The following is a 14,778-nucleotide window of genomic DNA, read 5'->3' as shown; positions in this document are numbered from 1 at the left end:
CAGTTAAGATATCTGTCATTCTGAGCGCAGCGAAGAATCTGCAAATTGTAATGCAAATGCTTTAAGATTCCCATCCAATAGCTATCGGATCAAATTGGGAATGACGATCGCGCATTAAGCTATAGCTCTGTTATATGCCTTATATGGTTAATTTTACTGAAAAATTCAAAGCAAAATAACCGTTACAGCAGTCATTGTGTGGTGCAAATTTGTATTTTCACGCAATTATCAACTTATTATGAAATACCTTTTCTCAGCTGCGCTCATCTGTTCGGCAATATTGGCCAATGCACAAGATCAATTTGGCGGTGTATTTGCTAAAATCAATGCCGATGTGCAGCAAAATGGCCGCGCTTATCAGAATTTAAAATACGAAACCGAAACTATTGGTCACCGTTTAACCGGTTCGGCAAATGGGGCAAAGGCAGAGCAATATGCTTACGATTTATTGAAATCGTACGGCTGCGAAGTGAAATTTCAACCTTTTGAGGTTGAAAGCTGGAGCAGAAAAACTATCAATGTAGCAATAGGTGCAACTAAGAACAGCCTGGCTAAAATGAAAGCGGTAACGCTGGCACACTCGCCGGTAAGTGCAGATGTGAGTGGCGACATTGTAGATGCTGGTAATGGACTGGAAGCCGATTATCAGGCTAACCCGGCTAAGTTTAAAGGTAAAATTGCATTAATTTACTTGGGTGTTTTACCAGGCTCGCCTGCCGGAACAAAATCATTGCACCGCTCTGAGAAAACAGCTATTGCCACAAAATATGGTGCCACTGGCGTAATTATCATCAATACGGTTAAGGATGGAGTACTTTTAACAGGTACGGCTTCGGTAACGGGCAAATTAATTAGCATCCCCGCAGTTTGTATCGGCCTTGAAGATGGCATGGCTTTAAAAGAAAAGCTAAAAACACAGGCGCAGATAGCCCATATTGCCATGACCAACTTTTCAGGTGTAATTAAGGCGCGGAATGTAATTGCTACTTTCAAAGGGACTGAATTGCCAAAAGATAAAATTGTAGTTGGCGGACATTTGGATAGCTGGGATTTGGCTACCGGTGCCATTGATAACGGAATAGGCTCTTTTGCCATTATAGATATGGCGCGCACCTTTAAAAAGTTAAACCTGAAAACAAAACGAACTATAGAGTTTGTATTGTTTATGGGCGAGGAGCAGGGCTTACTGGGCTCAAAAGCTTATGTAGAGCAGGCCAAAAAGAACGGTAATTTGGCACAGGTTAAGTTTATGCTCAATTACGATATGACCAACGATCCGAAAGGCTTTTCGACTTCGAGGGCAGAAATGAAAGATTTATTTACCAGCTGGGGTGCAGAAATTGTGAAGATTGATACCGGTTTTAAAAACCTGATTAATGCAGGTGCAGGTTTACACAGCGATCATCAGCCTTTTATGCTGGAGGGCATCCCTACAGGTGGCGGTTTTGGGGGTAAATTACCCAACAATTCAGGCCCTTTTTACCACTCAGATGGCGATTCGTTTAAACTGGTTGATGAGCAGGAATTGAAAAATACAGTTCGTTACAGTGCCATGCTTACTTATGCGTTGGCCAATACACCTAAAATACCCGTTGGCGTTCAGGGCGATGAGGAATTGAGGAAGTTTTTAGAAGCGCAAAACTTAAAAGAGCCTTTAACTATAGCAGGCGAATGGAGGTGGAAGTAAGCATCATGAAAATATGCTGTAAGTAATTAAAGTAGCCAGTAAAAAATACTGTAGGCAAAGTACTGCCTGTCTAATGTGTTATTTTTATTTATTAATGAAATATCAGCGAGTCTTAAATTTTTTTCATCATCGCCTTTAACATGCTCTTCCGGGAAGACGCTCACCATACTGCTACTAATTTCTGTTTCCAGCGGTGTAAGGATAAAGGTCAGGCTGTCTTGTTTATCAATTCTGGTTAATCTGATTGCATTGTTATTCAGTTGCTGTATTTTAACATGCTCATCTATTGAAAGAGGAATTCCATTTCGGTAATAAATGCCAATGCTCTCGGTTGTGGTGAAGCTGATTGGGTTTGTTACGCTAATGGTATAAGCAGTATCTGGTAGTTGGGTTTTAAATTTCTTTTTTGCTGCCAATATTTTCTCAAGATAAGGTGGGCTATGTTCCAGGAAATAATCACTTAATTCTATTTTTTTATAGTTATAACCTGTTTTAAACATTCTGCCAATAATATCTATTGGTGTATTTCCTTCATCAGTAATAAATAAGGCATAGCTTAAAAGCACTATTGCAGCAATACCTCCCATTTGGAAATATTTTGTTTTTACCTTTTTACGTTGCAACAAATAGTGTATTCCGGTTAGTAAAAGCGAAACGATAGCTATAACTGGGATGGTTAATAAAGTACCCAAACTTGCACCTCCGCCAGCCATGGGGAACCCCTCAAATAGTATAAAATTGGTAAGAAAGGCTATCGCAGGATAAATAAAGGGCTTCATTTGGGTTTGTTTACCCGCTAATATAGCTTTCTAATTGCGAAATGGTTTGTTTTTGGTCTTCAATAATAAACTTCACCACATCGCCGATAGAAACCATGCCTTTTACTTCTCCATCAACTACTATTGGTAAATGGCGGATGTGTTTATCGGTCATTAGCTCCATGCAAAAATCGATGCTGTCGTTTAAAGTAATGGTAATCGGCGTGGCCGTCATCGCTTCCCTGATCAAAGTATCTTTTGATGATTTACCCTGCAAAATGATTTTACGGGCATAATCGCGTTCGGTAAAAATGCCATGCAGTTTTTGGTCTTCCATCACCAGTACAGCACTGATGTTTTTTTCTGTCATTACTTTTAAGGCTTCCAAAACAGAAATATTTTCGGGTACCGAGATAATGCGCACTTGTTTGGTATCGAGTAAGTGTTTTACGGTTTTCATAATACTAAGATTTGGTTAGCTGAATTTAAGTAATAATTGATTGAAAATCAAAGTTTTGTTTTTTATGTTTTGCATTGTTTGTTAAAATGTATTTTAGGTTTACAATAGGTTAACATTTAAGCAAAAAATGTAAAGTGCCACCAGATGTAATTAATTTTTGTGTGCAGTTTAATCCGGTAAAAATGAATAGAGCTCATTTCTATTGCTTATCTTTCGGCTATCAATAAAATTGGTGCAAAACAGACGAATGTCTGCACTATTTTAAGGTTTACATCGTAGCAATTCACCCAAAACCGATAAAGAAATCATGGCAGAAGTAAAATTAAACCTTCAGCAAGAAGGACCAAGTGCATTCGAAATATTTGATGAAAAAGGTAAAGCCGGCGAAATGGTTTTTGACATCCAGGGCAGCGACTTAACTGTTTACCACACCGAAGTAGAGCCCGATCGCGAAGGCATGGGATATGCTAAACTCCTGCTGGAGGCAATGGTTGCTTACGTAAGGGAAAATAAACTAATGGTGATCCCTTTATGCCCTTATGTGCATTTACAATTCAGAAGACACGAAGAATTGTATCACGATATCTGGAATAAGAAAAACGAAAATTAGTATTTCCCGCTTGCATTGTTATTCAGTCAGATTAGTGCCAGCCGTTAATCTGACCGAATATTCTCTGGCTAATAGTTCCGTCTGGGGCCTAGCTAAACTGAAATGTTTTAATTAAAACACTCCAGTCCTTAAAACCAAAACAACCCAACTATTTATAATTACCCTTACTCAAAAAATGAAACTAGTATCCTTTAAGAAAAACGTTTTAGTAGCGCTATTTATCTTGATTTCGCCATTGGTGAAAGCACAGCTTAAAAATGCAGAAGCTGCCAAACACCTTAACCAGTTGCAGCAGCAATTTGTCGATCTGCGTTTTGGCATGTTTATTCACTACAACATTCCTACCTATGCCAATGCCGATTGGCCCGATCCTGATGCCTCGCCAAAATTGTTTAATCCTAAAAAACTCGATGCCAGCCAATGGGCTAAGGCTGCAAAATCGGCCAATATGAGTTACGGTTGTTTAACCACCAAGCACCATAGTGGTTTCTGTATCTGGGATACCAAAAGCACCGATTATAATGTAATGAATAGTCCTTATGGCAAAGATGTAGTAAAACAGTTTACCGATGCTTTTCGTGCCAATGGTTTAAAAGTAATGCTGTATTACTCTATTCTGGATACGCACCATAAACTCAGACCAAACCAGATTACGCCCAAGCATATCGATATGATTAAGCAACAAATTACCGAATTACTAACCAAATACGGTAAAATTGAAGCTTTAATTATTGATGGCTGGGACGCGCCATGGTCGCGGATTTCCTATGACGATGTTCCTTTTGAGGATATTTATACTTTGATTAAAACCTTACAGCCCGATTGCCTGGTGATGGATTTGAATGGCGCCAAATACCCTGCTGAAGGTTTATACTATACCGATATTAAAACTTATGAAATGGGTGCCGGTCAGCGGATGCACAAAGAAAACAAAGTAATGCCTGCTTTAGCCTGTTTACCAATTAATACCTCGTGGTTCTGGAAAACAGATTTCCCTACTGTACCGGTGCGGAAGCCAAACGAAATTGTAGAAACACTGATTAAACCTTTAAATGAAGCCAGCTGTAATTTTATTCTCAATGTTGCACCAAACCGCGATGGATTAATCGATGATAATGCATTAGAATCGTTAAAAGAAGTAGGTAAACTATGGAAGAATGAAGGGGCTACAGCTAAATTGCCGGCGCTTGATTTACCGATCATTTCGAGTAACATAGCCATCAATAAGGCTGCAAATGCCAGCTGGAGCGATGATATGAATATTATGGATTTTGCCAATGATGATAGTTACCGCACTTCGTGGACTTCGAACAGCTCGGTTGCCAAACCTTGGTTTGAAATCGATTTCAAAAACGAGCAACCTGTAAATATGGTGGTAATTGCGGAGCAAAAAGCCAATATAGATGATTATGTGCTTGAATACTGGAATGGTGTGGAGTGGAAAAAAATTACCGATGCTAAAAATGCCGAGAAGATCAAAATTCACCGTTTCGATCGCATTTGGACCAGCAAGGTGCGTATCCGCATCGAACATGCAAAAGAAACTGCTTCAATTGCCGAATTTCAGGTTTTTAATGAAAGAAGATAAAATAATTTGAATTTCTTTGCGACTGGTTGATATACTGGTTGCAAAGAAATTTGTTGCCAGGTTATTAAATGAGAAAGCCCCATATTTCTATGAGGCTGAAATTATTTTGCAGTATACAACATCCATCGTATAAAGCTTAAACCAAACAAACTAAATAATAGACAAACAGCTTAAAGTTTTGTTTTAGTTTTTTTGAAATATTTTCAAAAAGCTATCTGTTTTGTTGTAAGTAGTTGATTATTAGTTATAAATAATTAAAAATTTGAGGTGAAGCCATCCAGTAGCTCCATGGTTTTTAAAGCCTCCTCTCCGCTGCAGGGGTTTTTGCTTTTATCCAGGAAATAAGCCACTACCTTTTCAATCATCGGTTGTTCTACATGGGCAAGCGGTAAAAAATCAAACTGTTCTTCTATGCCATTTCGTGTAAGTTTAATCTGGTGGCCAAACATCGGGAAACTGATTTTGCCCTTAGAACCATAAATATGACAAACATCCATTTGTTGCCCTTCTGCAACTGAAAAGCACCAGGTGCCGTTAAACACTACTCCATTTTCGAATAAGATACGGCCGGTTACCAAATCATCAACAGCTTGTTGTTTCGATTGGTTAAGTGCAATGCCGTTAAAACTATTCATTTCTCCGAAGAAGTACAGCATCAAATCCAGCTGATGGGGCGCCAAATCGTGAAAAAGACCGCCACCACCAATATTCGGATCCATGCGCCAGTTGTAATCCGTTTTGGCTATTACCTTGCTTTTTTGTGGTTGCAGCATGTGCAAATCAACAAAGCGGATATCGCCGATTGCATGCTTATCAATCAATGATTTTACTTTCAAAAATAAGGGCTGTTCGCGGCGGTAATGCGCTACACTAAGTTTAACCCCATAATTGTTTGCTGCATTTACCATACGTTGCGCAGCAGCAGCATTTAGAGCCATCGGCTTTTCTACATACACGGGTTTGCCGGCAGCAAGGGCTTCGATGGTGTAAGCTTCGTGCTGCAGAGGCGGTGTGGCAATATAAATGGCATTTACTTCAGGATCGTTAATCAGCGCTGAAGCATCGCTATACCATTTCGGTACGCCATGCCGTTGGGCATAGTCGGCAGCTTTTACCGCATCTCTGCGCATTACCGCCACTAAAGATGAATTGGGTACTTTATTAAATGCAGGCCCGCTTTTAACCTCCGTTACATCGCCACAGCCAATAATCCCCCATTTAATTTCATTCATAAAAGCAAAACATTTGGTTTGGCCGGTAAGTTAGCAATCGGTGATTAGTTTTTAAAACCAGTTTCGAAATTATTTGCAGAAAAGTAATTGTTCTGTATAATTCAGCTAACTCCAAGTTGTAAAGTGATATGCGTTTACTATTCACATCAAAATTACTTACTTTTGTACGCTGATAATCAGAATAGGTTTGCCAATAGTTTGCATTGTATTTTGAGATTCGGTTAAAAAATTGGTTATCAATTAATTAAAAAGAAAATTATGTCATCAGTAGAGACAGCTTACATCCCTTACAAAGTTAAGGACATTTCACTGGCAGAATGGGGCCGTAAAGAAATAGAATTAGCCGAAGCAGAAATGCCAGGTTTAATGAGTTTACGTAAAGAATTCGGTCCAACACAACCGTTAAAAGGTGCGCGCATTGCAGGATGTCTGCACATGACCATCCAAACGGCTGTATTAATCGAAACTTTAGTGGCCCTGGGTGCAGAAGTTACCTGGTCATCATGCAATATTTTTTCTACACAAGACCATGCTGCTGCGGCAATTGCTGCTGCCGGTATTCAGGTTTACGCGTGGAAAGGCTTAAACGAGCAAGAGTTCGACTGGTGTATTGAACAAACTTTACACTTCGGTCCGGAGCAACAGCCGTTAAACATGATTTTAGATGATGGTGGCGATTTAACCAACATGGTTTTTGATAAATACCCTGAGCTGATTGCAGCGATCAAAGGTTTATCAGAAGAAACTACTACTGGTGTACACCGTTTATACGAGCGTATGAAAAACGGAACATTGCACTTACCTGCAATTAACGTTAACGATTCGGTAACCAAATCTAAATTCGATAACAAATATGGTTGTCGCGAATCATTGGTTGATGCGATCCGTCGTGCAACTGATGTAATGATGGCTGGTAAAGTAGCTGTAGTTTGCGGTTATGGCGATGTGGGTAAAGGTTCTGCTGAGTCTTTAAGCTCGCAAGGTGTACGTGTAATTGTTACTGAAATCGATCCAATTTGTGCTTTACAAGCGGCTATGGAAGGTTATGAAGTTAAGAAATTCGCTAACGCAGTTAAAGAAGCTGATATCATTGTAACTACAACTGGTAACCGCGATATCGTTCGTGGCGAGCACTTCTTAACCATGAAAGATAAAGCTATTGTTTGTAACATTGGTCACTTCGATAACGAAATCGATGTTGCCTGGTTAAACGCAAACTATGGTTCAACTAAAGTAGAAATCAAACCTCAGGTAGATAAATATACCATCGAAGGTAAAGATATCATTTTATTGGCCGAAGGTCGTTTGGTTAACTTAGGTTGCGCAACTGGTCACCCAAGTTTTGTAATGAGTAACTCGTTTACCAACCAAACTTTGGCTCAGATTGAGCTTTGGACTAACACAGATAAATACGAAAACAAAGTTTATGTTTTACCTAAGTATTTAGATGAGAAAGTTGCCCGTTTACACTTAGAAAAAATTGGTGTAGAATTAGATGTTTTAGATCAACACCAGGCTGATTATATCGGTGTACCGGTTGAAGGTCCGTTTAAATCAGACGAGTATCGTTACTAGTCAATTTGCAGTTTTCAGCTATCAGTTGGCTTAAAACTAATTATATAAAGGGATGTGCAAATTGCATGTCCCTTTTTTTGTTCCCCTCTATCAGAGGGGTGTCCGAAGGACGGGGTGTGTTTACTTGTTTTGAAAACATATTTCAATTCTCTTCAAGGAATCTTGCCCATCAGTTTTTTACACTAAACACTAATTCTTTTGCCGCTAAAAACCTACATTTGAAAAAAAGTAACTCATGAAAAAACTATTCCTTGCTATTTTTATCGGCCTGGTTAGCTTAACTGCAAATGCCCAAACCGCACCTAAAAAAGCTGTTGCCGCAAAAGTTATTACCAAACAAACTGTTGATATTGCCTGTGGCGAATGCCAGTTTAAAATGAAAGGTAAAGATTGCGAACTGGCTGTGAAAATAGATGGTAAGCCCTATTTTGTTGATGGTAAAAATATAGATGATTTCGGTGATGCGCACGGCGAGCATGGTTTTTGTAATGCCGTAAGCAAAGCAGAAGTAACCGGCGAAATTGTAAATAACCGCTTTAAAGCAAAAGAAATAAAGTTGTTGCCTGTTAAGAATTAGGTTTTACCGCAAAGAGCGCAAAGTTTTCGCAAAGCAGCGCTGAGTAGGTTGCAAATAATCTGTATGCTTTACCTGTTTTAATCTTCGTGATCTTTGCGTCTCATCTTAGCGTACTTTGCGGTTAAAAATGCGATTACTCAAATTCCTTTTCCAGTCCCTGCCTTAAATCAAATAACAGCCATTGTTTGTGGTTTACATCTGCTTGTCTTGTTTTTAACAGTTGGATAAAATCTTTCACGCCGATCTCTTCGTTTCCATTGCCATGAATCAATACAATACTGCCGGCATTGGGTTGCTGACCTTTGGCCAGCCAGGCATCACTACCTATTGGAATTAAACCATAGGTTTCAATTTTATCTACAATTCCTTTATCCGAAACCAAACCCGGAAAGCGGAAAAATACCGATGGGGTTAAATCGTTTTTGAGCATCAGTTTCTCATTTTCCAAAACCTCAACATCCAGATTTGTTCCAGGGGCCAGCAAAAAGTTTTCGGTCAGGGGTAATTGGTTTACTTCGTGGTTGTAAGAATGGTTAACCCAGGTAATGTTCAGCTCTTTTTGTGCAACCAGGCTTTTTAGCCAGTTTAAATCATCCTCATGCTTTAGCATCCATTTGCCCGAAACCGAAATGGCTAATGGGGCAGGTTGTTCAATCTTTTTAAATTCATCGAAAACCGATTGAAAGATAATGCGGTCTAAAGCTTTGTGCGAAGGGCAGAGGTCGATGGTTAATGTAATTCCCTTTTCATTCGGAAAAGCATGATCAATACCGGCATTTTGTAACTGAACATCTTTGGCGGCTGCGGCTTCTAATGCTTTAACATAGGCTGTATTTTTGAAAATAGCCAGTACATTGGGCCATTTCAGGCTGCTTGTGGTATAGTTATTGGCAATATCAACCTTAGTATCTAGTGTTTGTGGATTAACCAACAGCAGATACTTTTCTCCTTCAGCTGTAAAACTTCTTATAGCAAGCCATTGTGCTGTTGCATCTTTGGCTAAAGCATAATTTACCTTGTACCTGCTTAGCGATTCAAATTTTTGAGCATAAAGGCAGGTGCTTAACAGTACGAATATGAAAAGCGCTTTAAATTTTAGCATGACTAAAAAACTTAAATAAATTGGGTATTAGCCACTTTCTTCTCTTTCTTTTTTTCTTTCAGGCTTTCCTTGTAATCTTTTTTAAGTTCCTTTAAATCTGCTTTCATTTCTTTTCTGGCTTCTCTTTTTTCGGCAGCAGAATCGTAATCGCCATTCTTATAATCGTCGATAATTTCTTTTTTCTCCAATTCGTAATCCAGTTCGTCGGCATGATCGGCCATACCTTTTGCAATCAGGTTGGCTATGGCACGCTGATCGCTGGCATTGCCCGATTTGCCTATGGCTTCAGCCGATTTTAGCTGTTTCATCATGGTTTTTACCAGGCTTTTAGGTAAGGCTTTTTTGAGCTCGTTTTCTACGTTTTTCCAGTCCTGACTGCTCATTTTTTTCGCCGTATCAATAGTGGTTACAGCTATTTTTGAAAGTATTTCAGCTTGATTTACTGTTTTTTGTTCGTGGGCAAAGATTTTACCTGTGGCCAACACCAGTAAGAGGATGATGATTTTTTTCATATTGAAAGGTTAAATGTGCTTTGAAGCTAATCAATTTTCGTTAGAATGTAAAACTACAGGCGCTTTTGCCCTAATTGTTTAATCCTTATTTAAAATCTTTCTAATTTAGCTCAAATCTGTTATCTTTACCAAAACAGTAATGAACAAAGAAAAAGTAAAATTATGGTTCAAAAGGGTAGGCCTTGTAGGCTTTCTGTTCTTCCTGATTAAAGGGTTGATCTGGCTCGTGGTGTTTTACTTTATCGGCAAAAATGTGACTTAAAGATTTATTGGTTCACTAGTCATTTGTTCATTAGGCCGTTCTGGTTGCATACCAAGTCGTCATCCTGAACTCGTTTCAGGATCTCTCCGGCAGATGTTTTTATTAAATCTTAACCATATAAGCCATTTAAGAGTATATAAGTTTATTTATCTGATGTTTCTTATATGGTAAAATATAAATCCTATAAGCCCATTTAAGGGCCATAATACTTAATTGCCTTATGTTTCTTATATGGTGAAAAATGAACCCGATAAGTTATTTAAGCTTTTATTCAAGAAATATATTCACTTAATGACCTTGATGGTAAAATGCTCCGCGTTATCTAAACGTAAACAACATATTTGCCAGGAAATTCCATACAAATACAATAACGATGGCGAAAAACTTGGCTACATAAAAATTAGTGCCGTTTTTGCGTTGATGGAAAAGGTAAATGATAATGGTATTGAGGCCTAAGCCAATTAGGCTAACCACTAAAAATTTGCTAAACTCGGTTCCCCAGTGGCTGTTGGTACTCTCAAAAGTCCATATCCGGTTAATGAGGTAATTATTGGTTACCGCGAGTGTAAAACCAATGGCATTGGCCACATACTTGTTTACCTTTATCTTTTCTTTGAAAAGCCATGTAGCACCGAAATCGATCGCCATTCCGAGCAGGCCAGTCAATCCAAACTTTATAATGCGGAAGAATAAATCCATTTTAATGCAATTTAACCAGGTAAAAATGTTCTAATAGCTGAGGACGCGTTTTGGCATTGATAAATTTGGGTGTAAGCTTGGTGATGTGATAGTATTCGAACGATTTTAACACCTCGGCAGCATAATCTTTTTTTAGTCTGGGCAGTTCCGATTCAGGAGTATAAATCACCAGGTTTTCATCGCCCCTAAACTTATCTAGCTCTTCATAAGTCCAAAAGTATTTGGGCTCTCCCTGGGCATAAAAATCAAAGGAATACGCATCAGGGTACATCAAAACTGATGCTTTGGCATTGGGATGATTTTCTTTTAGCCAATTGCCTGCTTCCATACCCGATTCATATTTTAAAACTGATGGATAGAAAAATACTGAGAGGAACAACATGAGGTTTACCGAAATAAAAGTGCTTCGTACTAAAAGGGTTTCGGGCTTAATTCCTTTAAATGCAAAGAAAGAAACAATCAGTACCACAACTAAGCTGGCGATGGCCAGGTAATTGTTTTTAAAACCAAAAGCGATAGCAACGAGGCTAAGGATTAAGGCAATCAGTATCGCCAGTATATGCTGCACCGTTAAAAATATCTTCAAATTTTTGCCTTCAAGTTTCTGAATATACAAAGCTGTGATGATGGCAAATTGGGGCAGAATGATTAAAATATAATGCGGCAACTGGAATTTCGAAAGGGAAAATAAAAGGAAAGTTATTGCAGCACTCGTCCAGATCATGATGCTTTCTGCAGGTAAATCTTTGCGGTTTTGTTTTTTTAACAGGTTAACAATTGCAGTGTAGAACAATATCGACCAGGGTAAAAATGCCCAGAGTGTGGTATGTAGAAAGAAAGAAATGTCGCCTTTGCCTTTAATGGGGCCGTTGTTAAAGAAGCGGCCGAACTGGCTATCCCAAAAGAAAAACTTTAAACCCGAAACATTGGTTTTGCCGAATACCAGTTTTTCAGGATGCAAATCGAATTGTACATATAAGGTATAAAGCTCGGGGATAATAAAAACAAAGATGAGCACGATGGCAAGCCACCATTTCAGTTTTAGTAATTGCTTAAATTGTTTGGTTAAGAACCAGTAAATGATAAAACCACCGAAAACGGGAATTAAAACAAATATGCCTTTAATCATGATGGCACAAGCGGCAAAAAATGAACCTGCTACAATATGCCAGAAAGTATTTTGATGTGCTTTGTAATAATGATAAATGGCTGCCAGGGTAAAAGTGGTAATGTAAACCTCGGCACGCACATCGAATGTTGAGATGAGAATATGGAGTGCACTTAAAAAAATAAGGGCAGAAATGAGCCCGGTTTTTTCGCTGTAGATATCCTTCGCCAGTTTGTACAAATGCCAGGCACCCCATAAGCCAAATAAGAAGGAGGGGAGTTTATAGGCAAAAGCATTGATGCCAAATATTTTAAAAGAAACTGCAGCGAGCCAGAAGGTTAGGTGGGGTTTATCGAGCCAGTCTACCCCGCGAACATAAATGTTAACCCAATCGTTTCTAAGCACCATGTTTTTGGCAATAGAAGCGTAGAGTGCCGAATCGGGTTCCATAATACCACCGAAAAGGGCAAAGGTGCTCATCAGTACAATCAGTGCAATGAGGAGCTTATATAATGTCGTGTCCTTTATATTCATTTACCAGAAGCAAATATGAGCAAAAAAAAGTCAAATTTTTTCAAGGTTTAAGATTAACAAAGGCAAAGCGCTATCTTTGTTTTATGACAAAGTTATCGGTTAACATCAATAAAATTGCTACACTACGCAACAGCCGCGGCGGTAATAATCCTGATCTGGTTAAGGTTGCATTAGATTGCGAACGTTTCGGTGCGCAGGGAATTACTGTTCACCCGCGTCCGGACGAAAGACATATCCGTTACCAGGATGTTTACGATTTAAAAGCTGTTATTGCAACAGAGTTTAACATTGAAGGCAATTGCCGCGAAGATAAATTTGTAGACCTGGTTTTGGCCAATCAACCTGCACAGGTTACTTTGGTGCCTGATGCTGAAGGACAGATTACCTCTAACCATGGCTGGGATACGATTAAGCACAAAGATTACCTGAAAGAAATGGTTGCTGTTTTTCAAAAGGCTGGCATCAGGGTTTCTATTTTTGTTGATCCGGTTGTGGAAATGGTAGAAGGTGCGGTAGAAACCGGAACGGACCGCATTGAACTTTACACTGAGGCTTACGCACATAACTATTTTGCCGACCGCGAAAAGGCTGTAGTGAATTATATTGCTGCGGCGCACCATGCCAATAAATTGGGTTTGGGCATTAACGCCGGTCACGATCTGGATTTACATAACCTGCACTATTTTGCGCAGAGTATTCCGGGTTTGCTAGAGGTTTCTATAGGCCATGCGTTAATTAGCGATGCACTTTATTTAGGTTTGGAAACTACTATCCAGAAATATTTGCAGCAACTTGCTTAAAAAGCAGAAAGACTAAAGCAAAAAGCTTAAAGCTATAACTATTGTTAAAATTAGTTTGTTTAATAGGCAGGCTTAGCAAGCCAGTTGTACCTGATACTAAATACCTGATACTTTATAAATGTTAAAAGGAATCCTCCTTGTTTTTTTCGGTGCCTGCAGTTTTGGCATACTCTCTACATTTGTTAAACTGGCTTACCACGAAGGTTATACCCTTGGCGATGTAACCGGTGCACAGGCCTTTTTAGGCGCTGTAATTTTATGGGTATTGTTTTTCTTTCAAAGCCGCTCTTCAAAATATAAGGCAAAAGAAAAAGTTTTACTTACCCCATGGTGGAAAATGGTATTGGCGGGTACTTGTACCGGATTAGTAAGTGTTTTTTACTATCAATCAGTTAAGCTTGTACCCAATTCGGTAGCCATTGTATTGCTAATGCAGTTTATCTGGATGAGCATTTTAATGGAGCTCGTGTTTTTTAAGAAGAAACCTACTGGTTTACAGTTGCTGGCTATAGTTTTGGTTTTAGGCGGAACAGTACTGGCGAGTGGTATGGTAGAAACGCGAATTAGTGATATGAGCTTAAAAGGAATTGGTTTTGGCTTACTGGCTGCGGTATCTTACGCGGGTTTCTTATTGCTAAGCGGCAGGATTGGTAACGAATATCCGGTGCTGAAGAAAAGTGCCCTGATGATTACGGGAGCTTGTATTCTCATCTTTATACTCTTTCCGCCGGCATTTTTATTTAACGGCGCACTAGGTGGGAGCTTACTTAAATGGGGTTTGATTATTTCTGTTTTTGGAACGGTAATTCCACCTTTATGTTTTGCAGAGGGCGTGCCCAGAATTGGTACAGCATTAAGTTCAATTTTAAGTGCGGCCGAATTACCTGTAGCGGTAATGATGGCGGGTTTCGTGCTGCAGGAGCAGGTTTCGTTTTTAAGGTGGGTTGGAGTAGTGGTTATTCTTTCGGCAATGATTTTGCCTAACCTGAAGTTTTTAAAACGGAGATAAGCTCGGTTTAACCGTTTACCGTTTAACCGCAAAGTACGCAGAGGGTCGGCGCAAAGCTGGCAAAGTTATCTTGGTCGTCATTCTGGCGTTTGCCAGTTCCTTTTTTAACCACAAAGCACACAGAGGTAGGCACAGAGTGCATAGAGCAAGGGGCAGAGCGTGCAAAATCAATAAGCCGTCATTCTGGCGCATGCCAGAAACTCTGTTTTTAACCACAAAGCACACAAAGGTAGGAACAGAGTGCACAAAGCTATTTGTGCGCGTT

Annotated in this window: 15 protein-coding genes; 8 read left to right on the top strand and 7 right to left on the bottom strand. The window is 39.3% G+C overall.

What is annotated here, in order from left to right; all coding sequences use genetic code 11:
* Positions 1-238: 238 nt before the first annotated feature.
* Positions 239-1,687 (top strand): M20/M25/M40 family metallo-hydrolase, encoded by a 1,449-nt coding sequence (locus tag OC25_RS22260; RefSeq protein WP_039480843.1) that lies wholly within the window; start codon positions 239-241, stop codon positions 1,685-1,687.
* 26 nt (positions 1,688-1,713) lie between these two features.
* On the opposite strand, the gene OC25_RS22255 is transcribed toward OC25_RS22260, so the two are convergent.
* Entirely contained in the window at positions 1,714-2,466 is a 753-nt protein-coding gene (locus OC25_RS22255; protein WP_156131558.1) for a hypothetical protein, read from the bottom strand.
* A gap of 10 nt (positions 2,467-2,476) precedes the next feature.
* Complete coding sequence (locus OC25_RS22250) at positions 2,477-2,905, bottom strand: CBS domain-containing protein (protein WP_039480835.1); 429 nt, start codon at positions 2,903-2,905, stop codon at positions 2,477-2,479.
* Positions 2,906-3,212: 307 nt separating this feature from the next.
* Here OC25_RS22250 and OC25_RS22245 point away from each other — a divergent pair, with 307 nt between their 5' ends.
* Both OC25_RS22245 and OC25_RS22240 read left to right on the top strand, forming a co-directional pair.
* Positions 3,213-3,515 (top strand): GNAT family N-acetyltransferase, encoded by a 303-nt coding sequence (locus OC25_RS22245; protein WP_039480830.1) that lies wholly within the window; start codon positions 3,213-3,215, stop codon positions 3,513-3,515.
* Between the two features lie 175 nt (positions 3,516-3,690).
* Positions 3,691-5,103, top strand: coding sequence for an alpha-L-fucosidase (locus OC25_RS22240; RefSeq protein WP_039480827.1), 1,413 nt, complete (start codon positions 3,691-3,693; stop codon positions 5,101-5,103).
* A 254-nt stretch (positions 5,104-5,357) separates the two neighbouring features.
* On the opposite strand, the gene OC25_RS22235 is transcribed toward OC25_RS22240, so the two are convergent.
* Positions 5,358-6,335, bottom strand: coding sequence for a Gfo/Idh/MocA family protein (locus OC25_RS22235; RefSeq protein ID WP_039480823.1), 978 nt, complete (start codon positions 6,333-6,335; stop codon positions 5,358-5,360).
* A gap of 258 nt (positions 6,336-6,593) precedes the next feature.
* Here OC25_RS22235 and ahcY point away from each other — a divergent pair, with 258 nt between their 5' ends.
* Both ahcY and OC25_RS22225 read left to right on the top strand, forming a co-directional pair.
* Positions 6,594-7,910, top strand: a complete 1,317-nt coding sequence (gene ahcY / locus OC25_RS22230; protein WP_039480820.1) for an adenosylhomocysteinase — start codon at positions 6,594-6,596, stop codon at positions 7,908-7,910.
* A gap of 235 nt (positions 7,911-8,145) precedes the next feature.
* Positions 8,146-8,487, top strand: coding sequence for a DUF6370 family protein (locus tag OC25_RS22225; RefSeq protein ID WP_039480815.1), 342 nt, complete (start codon positions 8,146-8,148; stop codon positions 8,485-8,487).
* Between the two features lie 133 nt (positions 8,488-8,620).
* On the opposite strand, the gene OC25_RS22220 is transcribed toward OC25_RS22225, so the two are convergent.
* Entirely contained in the window at positions 8,621-9,589 is a 969-nt protein-coding gene (locus tag OC25_RS22220; protein ID WP_039480812.1) for a polysaccharide deacetylase family protein, read from the bottom strand.
* An 11-nt stretch (positions 9,590-9,600) separates the two neighbouring features.
* Positions 9,601-10,101, bottom strand: coding sequence for a hypothetical protein (locus tag OC25_RS22215; protein ID WP_039480809.1), 501 nt, complete (start codon positions 10,099-10,101; stop codon positions 9,601-9,603).
* 139 nt (positions 10,102-10,240) lie between these two features.
* Between OC25_RS22215 and OC25_RS28470 the strand changes: the two genes are divergently transcribed.
* The gene (locus OC25_RS28470; protein ID WP_262890336.1) at positions 10,241-10,363 is read left to right on the top strand and encodes a hypothetical protein; all 123 of its coding nucleotides are present in this window, start codon (positions 10,241-10,243) and stop codon (positions 10,361-10,363) included.
* A 318-nt stretch (positions 10,364-10,681) separates the two neighbouring features.
* On the opposite strand, the gene OC25_RS22210 is transcribed toward OC25_RS28470, so the two are convergent.
* Together OC25_RS22210 and OC25_RS22205 are read right to left on the bottom strand one after the other, a co-directional pair.
* Positions 10,682-11,062, bottom strand: coding sequence for a GtrA family protein (locus tag OC25_RS22210; protein WP_039480806.1), 381 nt, complete (start codon positions 11,060-11,062; stop codon positions 10,682-10,684).
* Position 11,063: 1 nt separating this feature from the next.
* Positions 11,064-12,704, bottom strand: a complete 1,641-nt coding sequence (locus OC25_RS22205) for an ArnT family glycosyltransferase (RefSeq protein ID WP_039480802.1) — start codon at positions 12,702-12,704, stop codon at positions 11,064-11,066.
* An 83-nt stretch (positions 12,705-12,787) separates the two neighbouring features.
* Between OC25_RS22205 and OC25_RS22200 the strand changes: the two genes are divergently transcribed.
* Entirely contained in the window at positions 12,788-13,504 is a 717-nt protein-coding gene (locus OC25_RS22200) for a pyridoxine 5'-phosphate synthase (protein WP_039480800.1), read from the top strand.
* A gap of 118 nt (positions 13,505-13,622) precedes the next feature.
* Positions 13,623-14,513 (top strand): EamA family transporter, encoded by an 891-nt coding sequence (locus OC25_RS22195; protein WP_039480795.1) that lies wholly within the window; start codon positions 13,623-13,625, stop codon positions 14,511-14,513.
* Positions 14,514-14,778 lie beyond the last annotated feature (265 nt).

It is taken from the genome of Pedobacter kyungheensis (genome assembly GCF_000812965.1).
GTDB lineage: Bacteria > Bacteroidota > Bacteroidia > Sphingobacteriales > Sphingobacteriaceae > Pedobacter > Pedobacter kyungheensis.
Note: the sequence above shows the minus strand (reverse complement) of the source record. Positions and strands in the feature narration are given on the sequence as shown.